The 22,191-nt window shown below is 71.8% G+C and carries 16 protein-coding genes; 6 read left to right on the top strand and 10 right to left on the bottom strand.

What is annotated here, in order from left to right:
• Positions 1-38 precede the first annotated feature (38 nt).
• Genes AOQ37_RS02830 through AOQ37_RS02820 form a run of 3 tightly spaced genes read left to right on the top strand, consistent with a single transcriptional unit; the run spans position 39 to position 3,036 of the window.
• Positions 39-1,637, top strand: coding sequence for a DHA2 family efflux MFS transporter permease subunit (locus AOQ37_RS02830; RefSeq protein ID WP_062640731.1), 1,599 nt, complete (start codon positions 39-41; stop codon positions 1,635-1,637).
• 4 nt (positions 1,638-1,641) lie between these two features.
• A complete protein-coding gene (locus AOQ37_RS02825) occupies positions 1,642-2,271 on the top strand; it encodes a TetR/AcrR family transcriptional regulator (protein ID WP_062640729.1) in 630 nt (209 codons plus the stop codon).
• 33 nt (positions 2,272-2,304) lie between these two features.
• Positions 2,305-3,036, top strand: a complete 732-nt coding sequence (locus AOQ37_RS02820; protein ID WP_062640727.1) for a Mut7-C RNAse domain-containing protein — start codon at positions 2,305-2,307, stop codon at positions 3,034-3,036.
• Here the strand turns inward: AOQ37_RS02820 and AOQ37_RS02815 are convergent.
• From AOQ37_RS02815 to AOQ37_RS02795, 5 genes are all read right to left on the bottom strand, one after another.
• Positions 3,033-5,441, bottom strand: a complete 2,409-nt coding sequence (locus AOQ37_RS02815; RefSeq protein ID WP_234436804.1) for a galactose oxidase early set domain-containing protein — start codon at positions 5,439-5,441, stop codon at positions 3,033-3,035. The two genes, AOQ37_RS02820 and AOQ37_RS02815, sit on opposite strands and share 4 nt — an antisense overlap.
• A 23-nt stretch (positions 5,442-5,464) precedes the next feature.
• Positions 5,465-6,703, bottom strand: a complete 1,239-nt coding sequence (locus tag AOQ37_RS02810; RefSeq protein ID WP_078889950.1) for a glycosyltransferase — start codon at positions 6,701-6,703, stop codon at positions 5,465-5,467.
• Positions 6,700-8,349, bottom strand: a complete 1,650-nt coding sequence (locus tag AOQ37_RS02805) for a phospholipid carrier-dependent glycosyltransferase (protein WP_062640723.1) — start codon at positions 8,347-8,349, stop codon at positions 6,700-6,702. The genes AOQ37_RS02810 and AOQ37_RS02805 overlap by 4 nt, the downstream gene beginning before the upstream one ends.
• A complete protein-coding gene (locus tag AOQ37_RS02800) occupies positions 8,346-9,677 on the bottom strand; it encodes a glycosyltransferase (protein ID WP_062640721.1) in 1,332 nt (443 codons plus the stop codon). Before AOQ37_RS02800 ends, AOQ37_RS02805 begins: the two co-directional genes overlap by 4 nt.
• 213 nt (positions 9,678-9,890) lie before the next feature.
• Positions 9,891-11,936 carry a thioredoxin domain-containing protein gene (locus AOQ37_RS02795; protein ID WP_062640719.1) on the bottom strand — a complete coding sequence of 682 codons (2,046 nt, stop codon included), beginning with the start codon at positions 11,934-11,936 and terminating at the stop codon, positions 9,891-9,893.
• 156 nt (positions 11,937-12,092) lie between these two features.
• Here AOQ37_RS02795 and AOQ37_RS02790 point away from each other — a divergent pair, with 156 nt between their 5' ends.
• Entirely contained in the window at positions 12,093-15,293 is a 3,201-nt protein-coding gene (locus AOQ37_RS02790) for a tetratricopeptide repeat protein (protein WP_062640718.1), read from the top strand.
• 817 nt (positions 15,294-16,110) lie between these two features.
• Here AOQ37_RS02790 and AOQ37_RS02785 read toward each other — a convergent pair.
• Both AOQ37_RS02785 and mca read right to left on the bottom strand, forming a co-directional pair.
• Entirely contained in the window at positions 16,111-16,374 is a 264-nt protein-coding gene (locus AOQ37_RS02785) for a hypothetical protein (protein ID WP_078889949.1), read from the bottom strand.
• Positions 16,367-17,227 (bottom strand): mycothiol conjugate amidase Mca, encoded by an 861-nt coding sequence (gene mca, locus AOQ37_RS02780; RefSeq protein ID WP_062640715.1) that lies wholly within the window; start codon positions 17,225-17,227, stop codon positions 16,367-16,369. The genes AOQ37_RS02785 and mca overlap by 8 nt, the downstream gene beginning before the upstream one ends.
• Before the next feature lie 125 nt (positions 17,228-17,352).
• Between mca and AOQ37_RS02775 the strand changes: the two genes are divergently transcribed.
• Positions 17,353-17,754, top strand: coding sequence for a DUF4307 domain-containing protein (locus AOQ37_RS02775; RefSeq protein ID WP_062640714.1), 402 nt, complete (start codon positions 17,353-17,355; stop codon positions 17,752-17,754).
• 246 nt (positions 17,755-18,000) lie between these two features.
• On the top strand, positions 18,001-18,501 hold the full coding sequence (gene greA, locus AOQ37_RS02770; protein ID WP_062640713.1) for a transcription elongation factor GreA: 501 nt from the start codon (positions 18,001-18,003) through the stop codon (positions 18,499-18,501).
• Between the two features lie 179 nt (positions 18,502-18,680).
• Here greA and AOQ37_RS02765 read toward each other — a convergent pair whose 3' ends face one another.
• The 3 genes from AOQ37_RS02765 to ilvA form a co-directional block, all read right to left on the bottom strand.
• Positions 18,681-19,544: an ABC transporter permease gene (locus AOQ37_RS02765; protein WP_062640712.1), complete on the bottom strand. Its 864-nt coding sequence runs from the start codon at positions 19,542-19,544 to the stop codon at positions 18,681-18,683.
• Positions 19,541-20,572, bottom strand: a complete 1,032-nt coding sequence (locus AOQ37_RS02760; RefSeq protein ID WP_062640710.1) for an ATP-binding cassette domain-containing protein — start codon at positions 20,570-20,572, stop codon at positions 19,541-19,543. Before AOQ37_RS02760 ends, AOQ37_RS02765 begins: the two co-directional genes overlap by 4 nt.
• Positions 20,573-20,839: 267 nt before the next feature.
• Positions 20,840-22,069 carry a threonine ammonia-lyase gene (ilvA, locus tag AOQ37_RS02755; RefSeq protein ID WP_062640708.1) on the bottom strand — a complete coding sequence of 410 codons (1,230 nt, stop codon included), beginning with the start codon at positions 22,067-22,069 and terminating at the stop codon, positions 20,840-20,842.
• Between the last annotated feature and the right edge of the window lie 122 nt (positions 22,070-22,191).

Raw genomic sequence — 22,191 nt, 5'->3', positions numbered from 1 at the left:
ATTGACATACACCATCTTTTGAGAGTTACTCTCATTTCATGGCTACTGTCACGAACTCTGCTGCGGTGGGCTCGGATCCCCGCCGGTGGTGGGCCCTGGGGGCCCTGGTCGCGAGCATGCTCACGCTCGGCTTCGACATGACGATCCTGAACGTGGCGCTCCCGACGATGGCCGAGCAGCTCGGCGCCACCACCGGTCAGCAACAGTGGATGGCGGACGCCTACATCGTGGTCTTCGCGGCCCTGATGCTCCCCGCCGGTCTGCTGGGAGACCGATTCGGCCGACGGAACATGCTGATCACCGGGCTGGGGATCTTCCTGGCCGGCTCGCTGGTCGGCACCCTGGCCGGGGACGTGAACGCGGTGATCGCCGCCCGCGCCGTCATGGGCGTCGGGGCCGCGCTGGTCACGCCGCTCGCGCTGTCGGTGCTGCCCTCGCTGTTCGCGCCCGAGGAGCGCACCAAGGCCGTCGGCATCGTCTCGGCCGGCTCGACGCTGGGCCTGCCCCTCGGGCCGATCATCGGCGGCTGGCTGCTCAACCACTTCTGGTGGGGCTCGGTCTTCCTCATCAACATCCCGATGGCCGCGATCGGCATCGCCGCCTGCGTCTTCCTGCTGCCCGAGACCCGCGACCCGGCCGCCCCCGAGGTCGACATCGTCTCCACCGCGCTCACCGCGGCCGGGCTCGGCGCGCTCATCTACGCGATCATCGAGGCGCCCACCCGGGGCTGGGGCGACCCGCTGGTCCTCGCCATGGATGCGGTGGCCCTCGTCCTGATCACCGCGCTGGTCCTGCGCGAACGCCGGGTCGCGCGGCCCATGCTCGACATGGGACTGCTCGCCCACCGCGGGTTCCTGTTCAACACGCTCGCGGCGACCCTCCTGATGTTCGTGCTGTCCGGCCTGCTGTTCGTCCTGCCGCAGTACCTCCAGGCCGTCCTCGGCAACGACGCCCTCGGCACCGGTGTGCGACTGCTGCCGATGATGGGCGGTCTGATCGTCGCCGCGCGGGCCGCGCAGCCCGTCGTGGCCCGGTTCGGGGCACGGGCGGTGGTGAGCGCGGGCCTGGTGGTGCTGGCCTTCGCCATGCTGCTGGGCAGCCGGACGACGATCGACTCCGGGTACGGCTTCACCGCGCTGTGGCTGTCCATCGTCGGATTCGGCTTCGGTTTCTCGATCGTGCCCGCCATGGCGGGCGCCCTGGGCACCCTGCCCACCGACCGGGCCGGCAGCGGCTCCGGCCTGCTGATGACCCTGCGCCAGGTCGGCGCGGCCATCGGCGTCGCCCTGCTGGGCAGCCTGCTCGCGAGCACCTTCCGCGACCGCCTCGACGTCACCGGGCTGCCCGCCGGGGTCGCCGACACCGCCGGGGACTCGGTCGTCGCGGCCCATGTGATCGCCGAGAAGGCGAACCTGGCCGATCTCGCCGCCTCCGCGAACTCCTCCTACGTCCACGGCATGAGCCTGGTGCTGCTGGTGTGCGGCATCGCCGCCCTGGCCTCCGCGCTGCTGGCGGCCGCTTTCCTGCCCGGAACCGCCCGCGCCGAGGAGACCGGGGAGGCGGCGGACGGAGCCGGTGAGGGTACCGGTGACGCCGCTCCCGGCTTGGTGGCCCCCACGGCCGATGCCCGACAATGAGCGCATGACGGCCGCACACATCAGCTCTCCCGCCGACCACCCGCAGCCCGGTCTCCGGGAGCGCAAGAAGATCAAGACCCGCGAGGCCATCCGCACCGCGACCTACGCGCTGGTCGAGGAACAGGGGTACGACGCCACGACGATCGACCAGATCGCCGAACGCGCCGAGGTGTCGCCGTCGACCGTCTTCCGCTACTTCCCGACCAAGGAAGACATCATCCTCACCGACGAACAGGACCCGATCCTGCTCGCCGAACTGCGGTCCCGGCCCGCCGACGAGCCGCTGAGGGACACCATGCGGTACGTGATGCGGGAGGGCGCCCGCAGGGGCTTCGACGAGGACCCGGAAGTGGCCCGGCTGCGCACCCACCTGATGGTCCAGGTCCCGGCGGTGCGCTCGCGGATGATGGAGAGCATGTCGGTGATCGGCCGCACGCTCTGCGTCGCCATCGGCGAGCGCGTCGGCCGCGACCCCGACAGCCTGGAGGTCCGCGTCTACACGATGTCCCTGCTCGGCGGTCTGATGGAGACCGCCCTGTACTGGGGCGAGCACGACCACGAGGACGACTTCGCCGCGCTCCTCGACCGCACGCTGGAGGTCCTGGAACACGGCCTGAGCAAGGAAAACCGCTGAACCCCGGCCCCGCCACCGTGCCATCCTGATCAGGTGAACGCATTCGAGATCCGCGTCGAAGTCGCCCCGGAGCTGGCCCTGTTCGTCCCGCACGCGCGGCGCGCGGGAGCGACCCCGCTCGCCGTGGACGGCGTCTCCACGCTCGGCCACGTCGTCGAGTCCCTCGGAGTGCCCCTCACGGAGGTCGGCACCCTGCTCGTCGACGGCCGGGTCTTGCCGGCCTCGCACATCCCGGCCGCCGGTGAGTCGGTGACCGTCCGCCCGGTGGCCCGCCCCCAGCGGATCCCGGGAGCCCCGCTGCGCTTCCTCCTCGACGTCCACCTCGGCACCCTCGCCCGCCGGATGCGCCTGCTCGGCGTGGACACGGCGTACGAGTCGACCGACATCGGCGACCCGGCACTCGCCGCCCGCTCGGCGGCCGAACAGCGCGTCATGCTCAGCCGGGACCGGGGCCTGCTGCGGCGGCGCGAACTGTGGGCGGGCGCGTACGTCTACAGCACCGACCCCGAGGAGCAGCTCCGCGACGTCCTCGAACGGTTCGCGCCCGAACTGCTTCCCTGGACCAGGTGCACCGCCTGCAACGGCCTGCTGCGCAAGGCCACCAAGGACGAGGTCGCCGACCAGCTGCGGCACGGCACGCGCCAGTCGTACGACGTGTTCGCGCAGTGCCTGTCCTGCGGTCGCGCGTACTGGAAGGGCGCGCACCACGAACAGCTGGTGGCCATCGTGGAGCGCGCCCTGGCGGAGTCCGCGGGACAGGTCTAGCCCTTGCGGAGATCCCCCTTTCCGCAGGCGAGGCCGTCCCGGTCGGGGTCGAGGCGCAGCGGGTCGTCCTTGCCGTTGACCCTCAGCCGGCCGTAGTCGTTGGTCCGGAGCCAGGAGCAGCGGGCGGCCGTCGTCTTCCTCACCGTCGCCGGGAACGCCGTCGGGACGCACACGTTGGCCGAGCCGTAGTGCCGGTCGCAGCCGGAGACGGTCGGGCCGACCGGTTGCGAGGTCCGCTTCCTGCCGGGGCCGGCGACCTTGCCGGTCAGGCCGTCGGCGAAGGAGTGCACGTGCGGTGCGGCCCCGGTGCCCGAGGACACCGAGAACGCCGAGGCGGAGTCCGCGGCGAGTCCGGCCGGGCCCTGGAGGTGCACCCACTTCGCCACCGAAGGCACCCCGTTGGCGTCCACCGCGAAGAGCATGTACCAGCCGGGCGGCGCCAGGTTCGGGTTGCTCGTCACATTGAGGTCGACGTTGTTGCCGTCGACCGACAGCGGGAGGTCCACGAAGCGCTGGTTGGGGTCGGAGGAGTGGGTCACCGCCGCCGGGCGGATCAGCTCCGCCTTGGCGATGGGCCGGTCCACCGTGATGCGCTGGGTTTCGCCGTACGTCCACTCCGTGTCGATGACCGACGTGATCGCCGGCCGGGCGCCCTTGAACAGGTAGGGCGGGGTGTAGATGGACACGTTGTGGTTCCAGGTGCCGTTGCCCGGGTTGTCGCCGGTCGACATCACCCGGCCGTCGGGCAGCAGGAACGAGGACGAGTGGTAGCCGCGGGCCTGCGGGTCGGCGGCGACGGGATCGAAGGTGTTGGTACCGGGGTCGTAGAGCGAGGACTCGAAGACCGGGTCGGCCCGGTTGTGCAGCGCGCCGCCCGTCTCCAGCACCTTGCCGTCGGGCAGGAGCACGGCGGAGACGTACATCTTGCCCTGGGCGCCGGTCTCGGGCACCGGCCCGTTGCCGAGGTCGACGGTGCCCTGCGGGAGCGGCGGCCCGGCGACGTACGACGGGTTCGCGGCCTTCAGGTCGATGATGTCGGTGAGCCGGTTGCCGTCCGGGTTGGAGTCGATGTTGCCGCCGCCGAGGGTGAGGACACGCTGGTCCTGCGCCGGGGGCAGCAGGACGCTCGCCGACTGGTCGCGCTGGTCCTTGTTCTGGAGGCCGGGGATCTGGGTGACCGTGTTGGCGGCGTAGTCGTAGACCGCCGCACCCGTACCCGGGATGTTGTTGCCGAAGACATGGCTGCCCGAGTAGAAGAGACGGCCGTCCTGCATCAGGATCATCGACGGGTACAGACCCCAGTACGACCAGGTCTGGTTGACCTTCCACAGCGGCTGCCAGCGCTGCTCGGCCTGCGAGAACAGCTCGGCGGTCACCGACCCGGTGGAGTCCTCGCGCAGCCCGCCGAAGGAGAGCACGTCACCGTTGCCCATGACCGTGGCCGACGGATACCAGTGGCCGTCGTTCATGTCGTTGGTCCTGCTGTACGTCTCGGTGACGGGATCGAAGACGTACGAGTCCTTGAAGCCCTCGTAGCCGTGCCCGCCGGCCACCGGGTAGGCCTTGTTGCCGCTCATCACGAGGACGCGACCGTCGGACAGCTGCACGTGTCCGGCGCAGAACATGTCCTTCGGCGTGGGGACGACCTTGTAGCCGCCGTTCACCGGGTCGTACACCGCCGAGGTGAACGTGCCCGCCGCGAACTGCTCCTCGCTGTTGCCGGAGCCCGCGATCAGCAGCACCTTGCCGTTGTTGAGGACGACGGAGTGCATGGAGCGGACCGGGTTCTGCGTGGGCAGCACGTCCCAGCGGCCGTCGGCGCACTGGTCGGCTGTGCCGGTGCAGGTCGCGGGCGGCAGGACGTCCGGCACCGGTTCCATCGTGTAGTCGTCGGTGGTCACCGAGCCGGTCCCGTAGACGGAGACGCCCCAGGTGATGCGGTCGGTGCCGGCCGGCACCGCGGGGGTGCGGACACCGGCCGGGGTGTAGACGGACGCCATGTCCAGCGTCTTGAGGTCGGTCCAGTACTGCCAGCCCGCCACCGGGTCGTGCCGGAAGAGGGTGAGGGAGGTGTCGGGGGTCGTCGACTTGTACCAGAGCGACAGGTCGTACTGCCTGCCCGGCGTCACCGCGGGCGCGCACGCCGCGGACTCGGTGATCAGCGCCTTGCGGTCGCCGTCGACCCGGCGGGTCAGCGTCACCTTCATCGCCTTGGCGCCGGTGTGCGCGTCCGAGGTGTGCGTGAAGGTGAAGTCGTTGTCGCCCCACCCCGACTTCTCCCAGCAGTACGGCATACCGTCCGTACCCGCCGTCTCGAAACCGGCGTTCTTGATGAGATCGGCGGCGGACGCGGGCTGCGGCGCGGTCAGCAACAGGCCTCCGGTGAGGCCGGCCACCGCCAGCATCGCGATCCGTCTGCGGCGTCTGTTCACACGGCTCTCCTTGCGGTACGGCTCCCCCGCGGCCCTCTGCGGGGGAGGTAGACCAGCGCTTCGGTACCGGCGAAGCGCACGACGAACGTGGTGACCAGCGCCAGCGCGGTCGCGGACAGCGCGCCCATCCCGAACCGGTGCACGAACAGCGCGATCAGCGGGATGCGCAGCACGAGGTCGGCGTTGGCGAGCAGCGCGAACCGGCCGGCCCGGTCCCACCAGCGGCGGTGGGCGCGGCGGTCGCGGAACAGCAGATGTTCGATGAGGACGAAGTTCCAGGCGACGCCGAGCTGGTTGGCGAGGATCTCGGCCGGCACGTAGTGCAGTCCGGCGGCGGTGAGCGCCCACAGCCCCAGCAGGTTGGGCAGGAACCCGGTCGCCCCGATCAGCCCGAAGCCGACCATGCGGGCGACCGGCGACGCGGTGCGCAGCCCGACCAGATGGCGCAGGAAGCGGAAGCCTTCCTTCGCGCTCGACTTGGACTCGCCCGCGAACCGCTCCTCGAAGACGAACGGGACCTCGCCGACCTCCCGCGGGCGGCTGCGGACGGCGAGTTCGAGGAGGATCTTGTAGCCGAGCGGCCTGAGGACGTCGGCGGTGACCGCACTGCGCCGGATCGCGAAGAACCCGCTCATCGGGTCGCTGATGCCGCGCAGTCTGCGCGGGAACAGGGCCTTCGTGAGCCAGGTCGCCCCGCGGGAGACGGCCACCCGGTAGCTGTCCGCGAGCCCCGCGCGGCTGCCGCCCTTGATGTACCGGGAGGCGACGACGAGTCCGGCGTTCGACCGCTCCCCGGTGGCCACCAGTTCCGGCACCAGGGAGGGGGGATGCTGGCAGTCGCCGTCCATGACGACGATCCAGTCCGACCCGGCCGCCTTCATGCCCTCGACGACCGCGCCCCCGAGCCCGCCGACCGGTTCCGCCCGGTGCAGCACGGTCACCGGGAACGGGCAGTCGCGCGCCGCGTCCCGGATCACCTCGGGGGTGTCGTCGGTGGAGTCGTCGACGAAGACGACCTCGCAGGGCAGCCGGGACGGCACCGACTCGGTGATCCGGTGCAGCAGTTGGCGGATGTTCGCCGACTCGTTGAAGGTCGGTACGACGATGGTGACCGCGCCGGGCTCGGCGAGTGCCGCCTCGTCCGTGCGCCCGAGGGGCGCTCCCGCCGGTGCCGAGAGGCCGAGCGTGCTCAGATCGGGGACGGGGGCGCTGTACTCGGTGTGGTCGTGGCTCATCGGACGCCTCCGGAGTCGGTCTGGATCCGCCGGATCTCGATCCGGTCCTCACCGGAGCCGAAGGTGGCCACCGGCGTCGAGTGCTCGAGGGCCGCCCCGACCTGCGGCAGGTCTCTCGCGTCCCGCCGGACGGTCGGCGAGGCGACGACGTAGTCGATGTCCCGCCAGCCGTTCGGCAGTGTCTTGGTGACCGCCGGGTCGAGGTCGGCCTTGTAGAACCAGATGACGCCGGGCCCGGGCCGGTAGCCGGCGTGCACCAGGTCGAGCCAGAGCGCGTCGTCGACCAGGACCCGGGTGCCGGCCGGGTCCTCGACCTCGGTGGCCATCCACGCGGACGCGGCCCGGTAGGGGGCGTTGGCGTCGGCGGTGACGGCGGTGCGGTCACCGTCGTACCAGCGCGGGACGACGTACGCCCCGGCCGCCAGGGCGAGGACGGCCGCGAGGGCGTAGCGGCCACCGGTCCGCCACCGCCCCTCGTCCGGCCCGCGCCGTCTGCGCAGGACGGCGTGGGCGACGCTGGCCGTGCCGCCGGCGAGGACGAGCGCGAGGAACGGCAGGGCCTGGATGACGTACATCGCGGGCAGGTAGCCGCCGGGCCGCAGCGCGACCACCGCGAGGATCGCCACCGCGAGCGACGGTCCGGCGAGGGCGCGGGCGGTGACCGACCAGCGCCAGGTGAGCAGGAGCAGCAGCGCGCCCGCGAGGCCGCCGAGGATCAGCACCCGGTCGTAGTAGAGCCATGAGCGGAGCACGCCGTGGGACCCCGAGCCCTGGTCGAGGATGAATCCCGACCCGGGTCTGGTCATCTGGTAGGCGATGCCGTCCCAGAGCGAGACATGGCCGCTGCCCGGCAGCAACTCGCCCTTCAGCAGGGCGAAGAGGGGGTAGGCGAGGCCGATCAGCACACAGGCGGTGACCGCGCCGGTGAGGGCGAACTTACGGGTGTCGCGGTGGCTGTGCCGCCACATGGTGACGAAGACCGCCGGGAGGACGAAGAGCATCGTCTCCTTGGTGAGCACGGCCGTCGCGGCGGCGACGCCCGCCCCGAAGTGGTGCCAGAGATGGCGGCTCGGCGAGGCGGCCAGGGTGAACGCGAGCAGGGTCCACATCACCGCGAGGTTGTCGAGGAAGATCTCCCGCTGGAGGACGACCGAGAGCGGGGAGAGCCCGAACAGGACCATGCCGAGCCCGGCGGCCCAGCGGGGCAGCGACAGCCGACGCCCGAGGACGTAGACGAGTACGGCGCTGACCGCGCCCACGACGAGCATCGTGGCCCGCATCGCGCCGACGGTCATCGACTCGGGGCTGATCAGCTTGGGGATCCAGGTCAGCAGGGCGAGCTGGATCCAGCCGAGGGGCGGGTGGTCGTACCAGTAGGTGTAGTGGGCGAGGCCCCTCCCCTCCTGGACTGCCCAGGCCTGGGCGAGGTAGGTGCCCTCGTCGTCGCTGAGGGCCGGGTAGTCGGCGATGTTCCAGCCCTGCACGACGAGGATCGCCACCAGGAGCACGCCGCACAGGATCAGGTCGGGACGGGACCGGCGCAGTCGCTCCGGCGGGGTCGTTCGGCCGGCCGAACGCGCATCAGGCACAGGTCTGCGCTGCGCGGGGACCGTGCCGGTGGTCACCGCGGGAAGGGTGGAGGTCACGCAGGAACGTCCTCTCGTATCACTGCGGGATCGGAAGCGGGCCCGGCCACGGGTCCGGGAGCGGCGGCGGCCACGGGCCCGGAAGCAGTGGCAGCGGTCAGATGCGCGCCGACGTGCGAGGTCAACTCCCAGTCGTTGCGGCCGCGTTGCTCACGCCAGACGGCGCGCATCGCGGCTCCCGCCAGGAGGACCTGGTAGAAGGGACCGCCCACGACGAGCTTGAGGTAGTGCACGGGACGCACGCGCAGGCCGTACTGCTTGCCGAAGTCGTGCAGGCCGACGAGCTCGAAGACGAAGGTGACGAGTGCCGTCACCGCCGGCAGGAAGGTGACGAAGGCGATCCCCACGGGCACGTCGAGGAAGAGCGCGACGGCCACGTTGAGCGGGATGACGACCCCGGAGAACGCCTGGAGGAACGGCGTCATGAGGGTGTAGCGGGCCAGCAACCGCTGCCCGAACCCGGGCAGTTGCTTCCAGTCCTTCTTCCGGTAGACCTGGAGGAAGCCCTGGTTCCAGCGGGTGCGCTGCTTGAGCAGGGACATGAGCGAGCCGGGGGTCTCCTCCCGGGTCACCATGTCGGAGTCGTAGGCGACGACGACCTTCTTGCCCACGCTGGAGAGGCGGACACCGAGGTCGCAGTCCTCGGCCAGGCAGTCGGGATCCCAGCCGCCGGCCTCCCTGAGGGTGTGCGTCCGGACGAAGACGGTGTTGCCGCCGAGCGGGATGAATCCTTTCTGCGCATGCAGATGGAGCCGTGAGCGGAACCAGAAGAAGTACTCCAGGCAGTTGCGCAGGCTGTACCAGCTGGAGTGGAAGTTGATGAGCTGCACCCCGCCCTGCACGACGTCGGCCCCCGTGGTCCGGAAGGCGTGGTCGACATGGGCGAGCAGCTCGGGATGGACCTGGTCCTCGGCGTCGAAGACCCCGACGACATCGCCGCGGCAGTGCGGCAGCGCCGTGTTCATGGCCTTCGGCTTGTTCTTCTTCTCGTGGGTGTCGACGACGACACGGACGCGCGGGTCGCGTGCGGCGGCGCTCTCGGCCACCGCCGTGGTCTCGGGGTCGTCGTGCCCCACGATGACGATGATCTCGAAGTCGGTGTGGCTGGATTCCAGCAGCCGCTGGATGGTGTGGTCCAGCACGGCCTGTTCGTGCCGTGCCGGAAGCAGCAGCGAGAAGGAGACGTGTTCGTCGCCGTCCGGACTGCTGAACCGGGTGGAAGCGAGCACTTCGGGCGTACGCCACGCGTGCATCTGCCACCACAGGGTGAACGCCGCCATCCAGAACAAGGCCAGTGAGACAGCGGTGATGAAGACAGATGTGAGCAAGCAGATCCCCCCAGATCCCAGAGCCCCCTGTCGCGACGGCGTGTCAGCTCCGTCGCGTCACTGTGGAGAGACTAGGGGGACTCTGTGAAGTTGGGGAACTCTTCCGATAAATAGATTGTTTCGGAACTCTGCCGCTCGTAACCCGACTTATCGGAACAGGTGCTCAACTTTCCTTCACGGATCAACCGTGCTGAGCAGCTGTTTCCGGCCGTCTCAGCCGCTCACCACCGTGGTCAACGCCGCACGCAGTCGCTCGGGATCGGTCGTCGGGGCGTCACAGGTGAAGTTACGGCAGACATACGCGGTCGGTTCACCGTTGCTGAGCGGCCGGTCGGCGAGCAACGGGAACTCGTCGCTCCCCGTGGTGCCGAAGGCGACGACCGCCCCCGGGGCGGTACCCAGCAGCGCCGTACGGTGCAGTGCGGCCGAGGCCGGGTCGGCCCGGTCGGGCACGACCACGGCCACCTCGCGGGGCCCGTCGAGCAGTGCCTCGGCGGCGGCGAGCCCCCATCCGATGAACCGGGGAACCCGCGGCCCGAGGGTCTTCACGACGCCCAACGCCCTTTCCGCGGCCGTGCGGTGCGGTTCCGACCCGGTGTGGGCTGCGTAGCCCAGCAGCGCGCCGGCGGCGGCGGTCCAGCCGGAGGGCACCGCGTTGTCGGTCGGATCCTGGGGCCGCCGGATGAGCCGCTCGGCGTCCGCCGCGGTGTCGAACAGCGCGCCGGACCCGGGGTCGACGAACCGGACGAGGACGTGATCGAGCAGGAATCCGGCGAACTCCAGCCAGACGCCCTCCCCGGTCACGGAGGCGAGCGCGAGGAACCCCTCGGCGACGTCCGCGTAGTCCTCGAGCACTCCCGCGTTGGCCCCGACCTGCCCGTCCTTGCTGGTCCGGGCGATGCGGGCCTGCTCGTCGAGGTGCAGCCGGACGAGGAGGTCGGCGGCCCCGACCGCGGCCTCGACGAGGTCCGGCCGGTCGAAGTAGGCGCCGGTCTCGGCGAGCGCGGCGATCGCCAGCCCGTTCCAGGCGGCCACGACCTTGTCGTCCCGGCCCGGCGCGGGCCGTCCGCCGCGCGCACGCAGCAGCCGCTCCTTGATGCCGGCGATCCGCTCCGCGTCGAAGACCTCCTCCTGCTGCGGGAGTTGGAGGACGGAGGAGCCGTGCTCGAAGGTGCCCTCCTCGGTGACACCGAAGTAGCGGGCGGCCAGCTCGGCGTCCTGCGGCCCGAGCACCTCGGTGAGCTGTGCGGGCGTCCACACGTAGTACACGCCCTCGACGTGCTTCCCGCTCCCGTCGTCGCTGTCGGCGTCCAGCGCGGAGGCGAACCCGCCTTGCTCGGTGCGGAGTTCGCGCACCATGAAGTCGGCGGTCTCCAGCGCGACCCGCCGGGCCAGCTCGGAGCCCGTCGCCCGCCAGAGATGGGCGTAGACCCGGCACAGCAGCGCGTTGTCGTACAGCATCTTCTCGAAGTGCGGCACGACCCAGTCACGGTCCACGGAGTACCGGGCGAAACCGCCGCCGAGCTGGTCGTAGATCCCGCCCCTGGCCATCCGGTCACAGGTGTCCCGGGCCATCTGGAGGGCCCCCTCGGCACCGGTCCGCGCGTGATGGCGCAGCAGGAACTCGATCACCATCGACGGCGGGAACTTCGGCGCGCCGGCGAAGCCGCCCCGCTGCGGGTCGTACTCCCGGGTCAGGCCCAGCAGCGCCTGCGACAGTTCCTGCTCGCCGGGGGCCACGCCGTCCCCGTAGGAGATCTCCCGCCCCGCGAGATCCCGGACGATCTTCCCGGCGACCTCGGCCACCTCGTCCCGCCGCTCGGTCCAGGCCTGCCGGACCCCCTCCAGCACCTGCCGGAAGGAGGGCATGCCCTGCCGGGGCGCGGGCGGGAAGTACGTCCCGAAGTAGAAGGGCTCGGCGTCGGGCGTCAGGAACACCGTCATGGGCCAGCCGCCCTGCCCGGTGGCGGCCTGCACGGCCTCCATGTACACGGCGTCCACGTCGGGACGCTCTTCCCGGTCGACCTTGACGCTGACGAAGTGCTCGTTGAGGTGGTCGGCGGTCTCCTGGTCCTCGAAGGACTCGTGCGCCATCACATGGCACCAGTGACAGCTCGAATACCCGACACTCAGCAGCACCGGCACGCCCCGCCGGCGCGCCTCCTCGAAGGCCTCCGCCGACCAGGGCCACCAGTCGACGGGGTTGTCGGCGTGCTGGAGGAGGTACGGAGACGTCTCATGGGCCAGTCGGTTCGGCATGGGGTCCATCCTGCCGCAGTACCCCGCCCGTGCGACGTCAGGCGCCCCCGGGCGGTCACCGCCGCGCCCACCCGGGCCCTTCGCCCCCTCGCTTCGCGGGGCCGCCCGCCGCACACTTGACCAAGGAAAGCGGTGACCTCCGGAGGGGGACGGGACATGCGGGACGGCCATAGGGCGGAAGCCGAGCGGTTGTTGGCGCGGGCCGTGGAGGAGGAGGTGCGGCGCTCCGGCGGGCGCAGCGACCGGCAGGTGCTGATGACGCGGGCGCGCGGTGCCCTGGACGCCATGGCGCAGACCGCCGCCGAGGAGTACGAGGCGTACGCGCGCGCCCTGGAGGAGACGGAGGCCCGGCAGGTCAGTTTCGGGCAGCGGTACGCGCGGGAGGGCGGGCGGACTCCCCTGCTGGTGGCGGGAGTTGCCGCCGTCACGACCGCGGTCGCCGATCTCGCGCTGGGCACCGGCCCGGGCACCGCGCTCGGCGCCGGGGTGACGGTCGGCGTCGTCGGCGCGGCGGCGACCGTCGTGAAGGTGGCGGGCTCCCATCTGCCGGCCGCGCACCACCGGGCCGGTGAGGCGGGGCAGCCCGGCGGCGCCGAGCAGCTGCGGCTGCAATGGCTCACCGCGCTGGAGGTGCGGGGGATCCGGCCGTTCCTGGACCAGCAGCGGATGCTGACCGCGACGACCGCCCCGAAGAAGGCTCCGGGACCACGGCTGCGCGGCGCCGACAAGAGCGCGGCGGCCCGCGGCCGGACCGTGCTCGCCCAGTCGTTCGCTCAACTCCCGGAACCGGCGGGCCCGTTCGCCGGGCGCAGGGCGGAGCTCGGGCAGCTCAGGCAGTGGGTGCAGGCGGCACGGGCCGGCACCACGACCCGGCCGACGGTCGTCGTGCTGCACGGGCCCCCCGGCAGCGGCCGTACCGCGCTCGCGGTGCGGGCCGCGCACGATCTGCGCGACCAGTTCCGCGGCGCCTGCGTGGTGGACCTGCGCGGCGACAGCGCGGAAGGCACACCGCTGCCCACCCGGGACGCGCTGCTGCATCTGCTGAACCGGCTCGGCGCGCCCCGCGAGCAGCTCCTCTTCCGTGAGCGCGCGTCCGCGGACCAGCAGGTCAAACGGCTCACCGAGCTGTACCAGCAGCACCTGACGGGCCTGCCGGTCACGGTGATCCTGGACGACGCCTCGGATCCGGAGCAGATCCGCGCCCTCGTGCCGGAACGTTCCGACAGTCTGGTCCTGGTCACCGCCCGGACCCCGCCGGTGCTGCCGGCCGAGCTGTCCGCGTGGGTGCACGAGCTGGCGGTACGACCTCTGGACGCGGCGGGCGCGGAGGAACTGCTCGGCGCGGCCGCCCAGGACACCTCGGGCCCGTACGACGCCGAATCCGCCGACCGAATAAGGGAGCTGTGCGGCGGTCTGCCGCTGGCGCTGCGCGTCGTCGGCTCCTCGCTGGGCCCGCGCTCACCGCGCGCGCTGGCGGCGGACCTCGGCGTGTACGGCCCCGTGGGGCCCGTCGAGCGCGCGCTGTGGCTGCGCTACACCGACCAGCCGGACGTGACCCGCAGACTGCTGCGCCGGCTGGCCCTGGCCGGGCGGGCCTCGCTCGGGACGGCCGCGGCGGCCGCCCTGCTCGCCACGGACCGCGCGGAGGCGACCCGCCACCTCACGGCCCTCGCCGACGCCGGCCTGGTCGACCACGTCCGCGGCGACCGCTACCGCCTGCACGACCTGGTCCGGTCCTTCGCCCAGGCCCGGCTCCTCGACGAGGAGGAGCAGACCGAGCGCTCGGCGGCCCAGGAACGGCTGATCGTCAGCTACGCCGAGCTCGCCGACTCCGTGCTGCGGCTGGTCGACGGCAACATGTCGACCCGCTCGGACCGCTTCACCCCGCACGGCTTCACCTCCCTGGACGAGGCGCTGCGCTGGCTGGACGACGAGTCGAGCTTCATCACGGCGACGCTGCGGCACGCGGAGGGCGTGGACCAGAACGCCGTGCTGAGCCTGCTGGGCGCCCTCTGCGACTACTGCCTGCTGCGCGGCGACCTCTACCGGCTCGGTGAGATCAGCGAGCTGGCGCAGTCGGTCGGCCAGGACCTGCTGGTGCGCTCCGTGCAGTGGCGTACGGGTATCGCGGCCCGTCAGCTGGGCGAGCTGGACAAGGCCCGCACGACGCTCAGCTCGGTCGTCGACCTCTACCTCCAGGCCCACCACGACGCGGGTGCGGCACGGGCCCTGTGCTCGCTGGGCATCACCCTGCACCACCAGGGCCAGCTGACGGAGGCGGCGGCGAAGCTGCGGGAGGCGATGGACCTCCAGGCCGCGCCCGAGCTGGCCACGGACCGGGCGTGGACGATGCACGCGCTCGCGGCGGTGGAGCGCGACCGGGCGCACCTGGCGGAGGCCCTCGACCTGCTCACCCGTTCCCTGGTCCTGCACCGCGAGGGCGGCTCCGTGCACGGCGAGGCCTGGGCACACTTCCAGCTGGGCCAGCTGAATCTGCGCCGTGGTGACGTCCCGCGCGCCGAGGCCGATCTGCGCGAGGCCCTCGATCTGTACGGCCGCACCCGCGACGCCCGCGGCGAGGCCTGGGCCCTCACCCAGCTGGCCCGGGCCCGGCTGATCGCCGGGGACCCCGGCCCGGCGGCGGAGGATCTGCGCCGGGCGGCGTCGCGGCACCGGGACAACGAGGACGCGCGCGGGGAGGCCTGGACGATCTACTACCTGGGGCTCGCCCTGGAGGAGACGGGCGACCTGGACCACGCCGTGCGCGAACTGGAACGCTCCCGCTCGCTCTTCTCCCGCATGCGGGACGTCTACGGCCTGGCCTGCGCCCGTCACCACTCGGCCCGGGTGACCCGCGACCAGCGCGCCGCCCAGACCGGCTCACTGCGCAACTCGGGCTTCGCCCGGCAGCTCCTGGTCGACGCGCGCACCGACTTCCAGCGCATCGGGGTCGCCCACGGCGAGGCCTGGACCTGCCTGGAGCTCGCGATCGTCGACGCGGGCAACGCCCGGACGCAGGCGGCGCTGGCCCTGTGCGACGAGGCGGCCGGCCTGTTCGCGTCGTACGGCGACCGGCGCGGCGAGGACTGGGCCCGCTTCCTGCGCTGCACGCTGCTGCCGTACGGGGCGCCGGGCGGGGTCGAGGTCGGCACGGTGGTGGCCCAGGAGGAGCTGGCCCAGCTGGTCCGGGCCGACCACCCCCTGCGCGACACCAGACTGACCGAGTGCCTGGACGCCTACGGCCTGCTGCTGGAGCGAGGCATCCGGCTGGAGTCCGGCTGGCAGGCCTGGCGCCTGGGCCTGGTACCGGGCAGACACGGCCGAGAGGTCATGGGCGTGCCCCTGCCCGAGGACTGACCGCCCACACCACACGTCCCGATGCCGGTCGTCGGGCGTCCCCGCCGGGGGGCGGGCGACGGGCAGCGGGGGCCAGCGGCCCACGCCGGGCGGCGGGCGACGGGCGGCGGGGCGGCCCACGCCGGGCGGCGGGCGGCGGGCGGCGGACAAGCGACCCCCGCCGGGAGGCGAGCGGCCCCGCCGGGGGGCGGTGGGGGCAAGCGGCCCACGCCGGGCGGCGGGCGGTGGGGGCAAGCGGCATACGGCGGACGTCCCACACCGGGCGGCGGGCAGCGGGCGTCCCCGCCGGGGGGGGGCGGGCAGCGGGCGTCCCACGCCGAGCGGCGGGGCGCACGGCACACGGCTAGGGCAAGCGGCGGGCGGCCGGGACAAGCGGCACACGGCGGACGGCCGGGACAAGCGGCATACGGCCGGGCGTCCCACGCTGGGTGGCGGGGCACACGGCGGTCGGCAGGGGAAAGCGGTATACGGCGACTGGCGGGGGCAAGCGGCACACGGCGGGCGTCCAACGCCGCGCGGCGGGCACACGGCGGGCGGCAGGTACACGGCGGGTGGCACGCGCCGGGCCGCGGGCGGCGGGGCACACGGCCGGCGGCCGGGACAAGCGCCACGCGGCGGGGGCGTCCCACGCCGGGCGGCCGGGGCAAGCGGCTCACGGCAGGCGGCGCGGCTGCGTACGGCACGCCGCACGCGGCGGAGCAGCGCGCACGCGCCGGGGTGGGGTGACGGCCCCGCCCCGCGCATGTCCGCGCCGATCCGCTCGCTCAGCGGCTCGGCACGCACTCTCGTCGCGTGCCCGCCCCGCCACGCGGCGGCCTCACGCGGCCGAGGAGGGCTTCCCCGTCGCCGCCGCGTTCGTCGTGCCGGTGGTCGCGCCCTGCTCCGGGTCCGCCGGCTCCTTGAAGTCGACCTTGCCCATGTGCTTGCTCATGGACTTCATCAGGCCCCACACCGCCACGGCCATCGCCGCGAAGACGATGAAGCCGAGGACGCCGGGGGTGACCTTGTTCTCGTCGACCTCCTTGGCGAGGGGGACGAGGTGCGTCATTGCCAGGCTCACGCTTGCGCTCATGTCAGGCATTGTCGCGGATGCCCGCAAAGAGGTCGTCCTCGGGGAGGGAGGTATCGACGCGGGACTTCGCGAGCTCGTACTCCTCCGTGGGCCAGACCTCCTTCTGGATCTCCATCGGCACCCGGAACCAGCCGCCGTCGGGGTCGATCTGCGTGGCGTGCGCGATCAGCGCCTTGTCGCGGATCTCGTAGAAGTCGGCGCACGGAACGTGCGTGGTGAGCGTGCGCTCCTTCTGGCCGAACTCGTCCCAGCGCTTGAGCCACTCGCCGTAGGGCGACTCCAGGCCGCGGTCGAGCATCGCGTGGTGCAGCGCCTCGGTGCGGGGACGGTTGAAGCCCTGGTTGTAGTACAGCTTCGACGGCCGGTACACGGGCCCGAACTCGGCCTCGGGGTACTTGGCGGCGTCGTCCGCGCCCTCGAAGGCCACCATCGAGATCTTGTGGGTCATGATGTGGTCGGGGTGCGGGTAGCCGCCGTTCTCGTCGTAGGTGGTGATCACCTGGGGACGGAAGGAGCGGATCTGCTTCACCAGTTCGCCGGCCGCCCTGTCGACGTCCTCCAGGGCGAAGCAGCCGTCGGGCAGCGGCGGCAGCGGGTCGCCCTCGGGCAGGCCCGAGTCGACGAAGCCCAGCCACTCCTGCTTGACGCCGAGGATCTCGCGGGCCTCGTCCATCTCCTTCTTGCGCACCTCGTGGATGTGCTCCTCGATGTACTTGTCGCCCTGAAGCTTGGGATTGAGGATGGAGCCGCGCTCCCCGCCCGTGCAGGTCACCACCAGCACGTCCACCCCCTCGGACACGTACTTCGCCATGGTGGCCGCGCCCTTGCTCGACTCGTCGTCGGGGTGGGCGTGGACGGCCATCAGTCGCAGCTGGTCAGTCAAGACTCAATCCTCGGTAAGTCGGCGCCCGGTGTGAACCGGCGCGATCGCAGGCTTCTATAGTGACCGAATCGGAAGGCGAATAATTCCGTGCCGGGAGGACGATCATGAGTACGGCGAGCACGCGGCTGCCCGAGGGCCGCTACGGCCGTTCCTCCGACGAGCGGACCGACCGCAAGCTCCGGATCACCGGCGCCGTGCTGGGCGCGTGCCTGCTCGCCCTGGTCGGTTACTTCGCCTACCACTACGTCGGCCAGAACAAGATCAGCGCCGAGGTGATCACCTTCAAGGCGACCTCGGACGAAGCGGTGCGGCTCCACCTGGAGGTCCGCAAGGACGCGGGTGCGAGCGGCTACTGCACGGTGCGCTCCCAGGCGGCCGACGGCGCGGAGGTCGGCCGGGCGGACTTCCGCTTCACCGGTTCGGACACACGCATCGACCGGACGGTCACCCTGCGGACGACGTCGAGGGGCACCACGGCCGAGCTGCTCGGCTGTCACGCCGACTGACACCGGACGACGCGGCCTGACACCGGGGCCTCCCCGGAAACGGAGCCGCCGGGTCCACCAGGGCCTCCGAGGGGCGCGGGATCCCCCGCAATACGTGGGCGCTGACCTGCGTCGACGTAATTCTGATGGCTTATGTCCTCCCCCTTCGGCCCCTGAATTGTTAGGCTCGTGGTTTCGCCCATCACCTGAGGAACATGCTTTTGGTAGGGCGATGCTTTGTATTCCCAGTACCGACGAGGAGCACCTGTGACCCAGACCAGCGAGTCCGTCACCTGGCTGACCCAGGAGGCGTACAACAAGCTCAAGGTCGAGCTTGAGTACCTTACTGGTCCTGCGCGCACGGAGATCGCCGCCAAGATCGCGGCAGCGCGCGAGGAGGGGGACCTGCGTGAGAACGGTGGGTACCACGCGGCCAAGGAGGAGCAGGGCAAGCAGGAGCTTCGTGTGCGCCAGCTGACCCAGCTCCTCGACAACGCCAAGGTCGGCGAGGCCCCGGCTTCCGCGGACGGCGCGGTGGCGCCGGGCATGGTCGTGACGATCGCCTTCGACGGCGACGAGGACGACACCATGACCTTCCTGCTCGCCTCTCGCGAGTACGCGAGCTCGGACATCGAGACCTACTCGCCCCAGTCCCCGCTGGGCACCGGCGTGATCGGCCACAAGGTCGGCGAGGACGCGGAGTACGAGCTGCCCAACGGCAAGAAGGCCTCCGTACGGATCCTCAAGGCCGAGGCCTACAGCGGCTGACGGTCCCCTGTCCGTCGTCGCCCCCGCTGTGACCGGCCCCCGGCGCCCATACCGCCGGGGGCTTCGTCATGCCACCGGGGGCTTCGCTGCGCCCCCGGGCGCGGTGTGGTGCCGCCGCCGGCTGTGTGGTGCACCGGGGCTGCGTCGCGCCCCGGGGGCCGTGCCGTGCTCCGGCGGGCTCAGGCCGTGGCCGAGCGGTACTTGCGGACCGCCAGCGTCCGGAAGATCAGGACGATCAGCACCGAGTAGATCAGCGAGGCCCAGACCGGGTGCTGCATGGGCCAGGCGTCGGACGAGGACTGGCCCGGGTTCGCGAAGAGCACCCGGCAGGCCTGGACCGTGGCACTGAACGGGTTCCACTCGGCGATGTGGCGCAGCCAGGGCGTCATGTTGCTGGTGTCCACGAACGCGTTGGAGATGAAGGTCACCGGGAAGAGCCAGATCAGTCCGCCGGAGGTGGCCGCCTCGGGGGTGCGGACGCTCAGGCCGATCAGGGCACCGATCCAGGTGAAGGCGTAGCCGAGCAGGAGCAGCAGCCCGAAGGCACCCAGGACCCGGCCCGCGTCGGTGTTCCCGTCGGACCCGACCCGCCAGCCGACCAGGAGGGCGACCACCGCCAGGACCAGCAGGGTGAGCGCCGTCTGCACCAGGTCGGCGAGGGTGCGCCCGGTGAGCACCGCGCCACGCGCCATGGGCAGCGAGCGGAACCGGTCGATGAGGCCCTTGTGCATGTCGTCGGCGATGCCGGCACCGGCTCCCGCGGTGGCGAAGGTGACGGTCTGCGCGAAGATGCCCGCCATCAGGAAGTTCGTGTAGTCGGTGGCGCTCGTGCTGCCGCCGATCTGCATGGACCCGCCGAACACGTAGGTGAACAGCACCACGAACATGATCGGCTGGATGAGCCCGAAGATGACCATCTCCGGGATGCGGGACATCCGGATCAGGTTGCGCTTCGCGATGACCAGCGAGTCGCGGACGGACTGGCCGAGCGGATGGGCGGGCTTGGGCGCCGCGCCGCGCACGGCGTCGGTGACGGCACTCATTCGACGGTCTCCCTCTCGCTCTTCGCGGTCGTACTGCCGGGAGCACGCCGGCCGGTCCGACGGTCCTCGTCGTTCTCCTCGGCCTTGATCTCGGCGACGTGCCCCGTCAGGGACAGGAAGACGTCGTCGAGGGTGGGGCGGCGCAGGCCGATGTCGTCGATCTCGATGCCTCGGCTGTCGAGCTCACGGATGACCTCGGCGAGGAGCTTGGCGCCGCCGGCCACGGGCACCGTGAGCTTGCGGGTGTGCTGCTCGACGGTGGTCTCGCCCTTGCCGAAGCCGGTCAGTACCTCCGCGGCCGTCGCGATGTGTTCGCGGTCGTGCACCACGACCTCCACACGCTCTCCGCCGGTGCGTGCCTTGAGCTGGTCGGAGGTACCGCGGGCGATCACCCGGCCGTGGTCGACGACCGCGATGTCGTGCGCGAGGTGGTCGGCCTCCTCGAGGTACTGCGTGGTGAGCAGCAGCGTGGTGCCGCCGGAGACGAGGCGTTTGATCACCTCCCACAGCATCTGCCGGTTGCGCGGGTCGAGGCCGGTCGTCGGCTCGTCCATGAACATGACGGGCGGTGAGACGACCAGGGCCGCTGCCAGGTCCAGCCGGCGGCGCATACCGCCGGAGTACGTCTTGGCCGTGCGGTCGGCGGCTTCCGTGAGGCCGAACTGGTCGAGCAGTTCGGCGGCCCGGGCCTTCGCCGCGCCCGCCTTCATCTGGTAGAGCCGGCCGACCATCTGGAGGTTCTCGCGGCCGGTGAGGTATTCGTCGACCGCCGCGAACTGGCCGGACAGGCCGATGGCACGGCGGACCTCGTTGGGGTGCTTGAGCACGTCCAGGCCGGCGACCACGGCCCGGCCGCGGTCGGGGCGCAGGAGCGTGGTCAGACAGCGGACCGTGGTGGTCTTGCCCGCTCCGTTCGGCCCGAGCAGGCCGAGGACCGTGCCCTCCGGGACGTCCAGGTCCACGCCGTCCAGAGCCTTTACGTCGCCGAAGGTCTTCACCAGGCCTTCGGCGTAGATGGCACCTGGCATATCAGTCTCCACGTCATTGAGGATTCTTCGGAAAGCCTAGGTTTGTACTTTTCGTTCCGCCCCATGAAAGGTGAGGGGAGTGGCGCGGGACACACCATAACGCGATGTATCGCGTGTCACAACGGTCTTTCTCGAACGAGTGACAGCCCCCCACCGGCCGGGGCCCCCGCGGGGTGCGGGAGGAGTCCGGGAGCCCCTCGACCTCGGCCGATGCCCTGTCTGCGCCGGGCGACGCCGGTCCACGCCGGGCGACGTCGCCGGTCGACGTCAGTCGATGACGGTGTAACCGGCCTCGCGCAGAACTCGGCCGACCTCGGCGCAGTGCTCCGGTCCCTTCGTTTCCAGGTGCAGCTCGACCTCCGCCTCGGTCAGCCCGAGACGGGGGTCCGTCCGCAGATGGCTCACGTCCAAGACGTTAGCGTCGACCACTGACAACGCCCCCAGCAGCGCGGCGAGGGCGCCCGGCCGGTCCGTCAGCCGCAGGCGTACGGCCAGGTAGCGCCCCTGCGCCGCCATGCCGTGCCGCAGGACGCGCTCCATCAGCACCGGGTCGACGTTGCCGCCGGACAGGACCGCCACCACCGGGCCCTCGAAGGCGTCCGGCGCGCTCAGCAGCGCGGCCACCGGGCTCGCCCCGGCCGGCTCGACGACCAGCTTGGCCCGCTCCAGGCACAGCAGCAGCGCCGCGGCCAGCTCGTCCTCCGTCACCGTGCGTACCTCGTCCACCAGATCGCCGACGAGGGAGAACGGCACGTCACCGGGCCGGCCGACCTTGATGCCGTCGGCCATCGTCGCCGGGGTGCTGATCGACACCGGCCGCCCGGCCGCCAGCGAGGGCGGGTACGCCGCGGCCCCCGCCGCCTGCACCCCGACGATCCGCACGTCCGGCCGCAGCGCCTTCACCGCGACCGCGATGCCCGCGGCCAGCCCGCCGCCGCCGATCCCGACGACGATCGTGCGCACCTCCGGGCACTGCTCCAGGATCTCCAGGCCGACCGTGCCCTGACCAGCGATGATGTCGGGGTGGTCGAAGGGGTGGATGAACACCGCACCCGTCCCGGCCGCGTACTCCTGCGCCGCGGCCAGCGTCTCGTCGACGACCTGACCGTGCAGACGCACCTCGGCGCCGTACTCACGGGTGGCACTGATCTTCGGCAGCGGAGCGCCCCGGGGCATGAACACCGTGGAGCGCACACCCAGCACCGACGAGGCCAGCGCCACACCCTGCGCGTGGTTGCCCGCGCTCGCCGCGACCACCCCGGCGGCCCGCTCCTCCGGCAGCAGCCCGGCGATCCGGACATACGCGCCGCGCAGCTTGAACGACCCCGTCCGCTGGAGGTTCTCGCACTTGAAGTGCACCGGCGCCCCGACCAGCTGGGACAGGTGCCTGCTGCCCTCCATCGCGGTCGTCCGCGCGACGCCCGACAGCATCTTCTGGGCCCCGCGCACATCGTCGAGGGTGACGGGACGCAAGGAGTCAGCCGTGCGGTAGCTCATGACTCCAGCATCGCAGTTCACAGGCGGCCACGACCGCTGTGACCAACCTCCGAGACCGGTTTCCGCAGCGTCGGTACGACCCGCCTTCCGGCCGCGTACTCTGTCCCCCATTCCAGCAGCCC

The sequence above is a fragment of the Streptomyces maremycinicus genome (genome assembly GCF_001184025.1).
Classification (GTDB): domain Bacteria; phylum Actinomycetota; class Actinomycetes; order Streptomycetales; family Streptomycetaceae; genus Streptomyces; species Streptomyces maremycinicus.
Note: the sequence above shows the minus strand (reverse complement) of the source record. Positions and strands in the feature narration are given on the sequence as shown.

Coding starts and splice junctions, on each gene's coding strand:
- AOQ37_RS02760 (WP_062640710.1), bottom strand. CDS start 20,572: ATGCCAGGTGCCATCTACGCCGAAGGCCTGGTGAAGACCTTCGGCGAC.
- AOQ37_RS02765 (WP_062640712.1), bottom strand. CDS start 19,544: ATGAGTGCCGTCACCGACGCCGTGCGCGGCGCGGCGCCCAAGCCCGCC.
- AOQ37_RS02810 (WP_078889950.1), bottom strand. CDS start 6,703: ATGAGCCACGACCACACCGAGTACAGCGCCCCCGTCCCCGATCTGAGC.
- AOQ37_RS02825 (WP_062640729.1), top strand. CDS start 1,642: ATGACGGCCGCACACATCAGCTCTCCCGCCGACCACCCGCAGCCCGGT.
- AOQ37_RS02785 (WP_078889949.1), bottom strand. CDS start 16,374: ATGCCTGACATGAGCGCAAGCGTGAGCCTGGCAATGACGCACCTCGTC.
- ilvA (WP_062640708.1), bottom strand. CDS start 22,069: ATGAGCTACCGCACGGCTGACTCCTTGCGTCCCGTCACCCTCGACGAT.
- AOQ37_RS02830 (WP_062640731.1), top strand. CDS start 39: ATGGCTACTGTCACGAACTCTGCTGCGGTGGGCTCGGATCCCCGCCGG.
- AOQ37_RS02815 (WP_234436804.1), bottom strand. CDS start 5,441: ATGCTGGCGGTGGCCGGCCTCACCGGAGGCCTGTTGCTGACCGCGCCG.
- AOQ37_RS02795 (WP_062640719.1), bottom strand. CDS start 11,936: ATGCCGAACCGACTGGCCCATGAGACGTCTCCGTACCTCCTCCAGCAC.
- AOQ37_RS02775 (WP_062640714.1), top strand. CDS start 17,353: ATGAGTACGGCGAGCACGCGGCTGCCCGAGGGCCGCTACGGCCGTTCC.
- mca (WP_062640715.1), bottom strand. CDS start 17,227: ATGGCCGTCCACGCCCACCCCGACGACGAGTCGAGCAAGGGCGCGGCC.
- AOQ37_RS02790 (WP_062640718.1), top strand. CDS start 12,093: ATGCGGGACGGCCATAGGGCGGAAGCCGAGCGGTTGTTGGCGCGGGCC.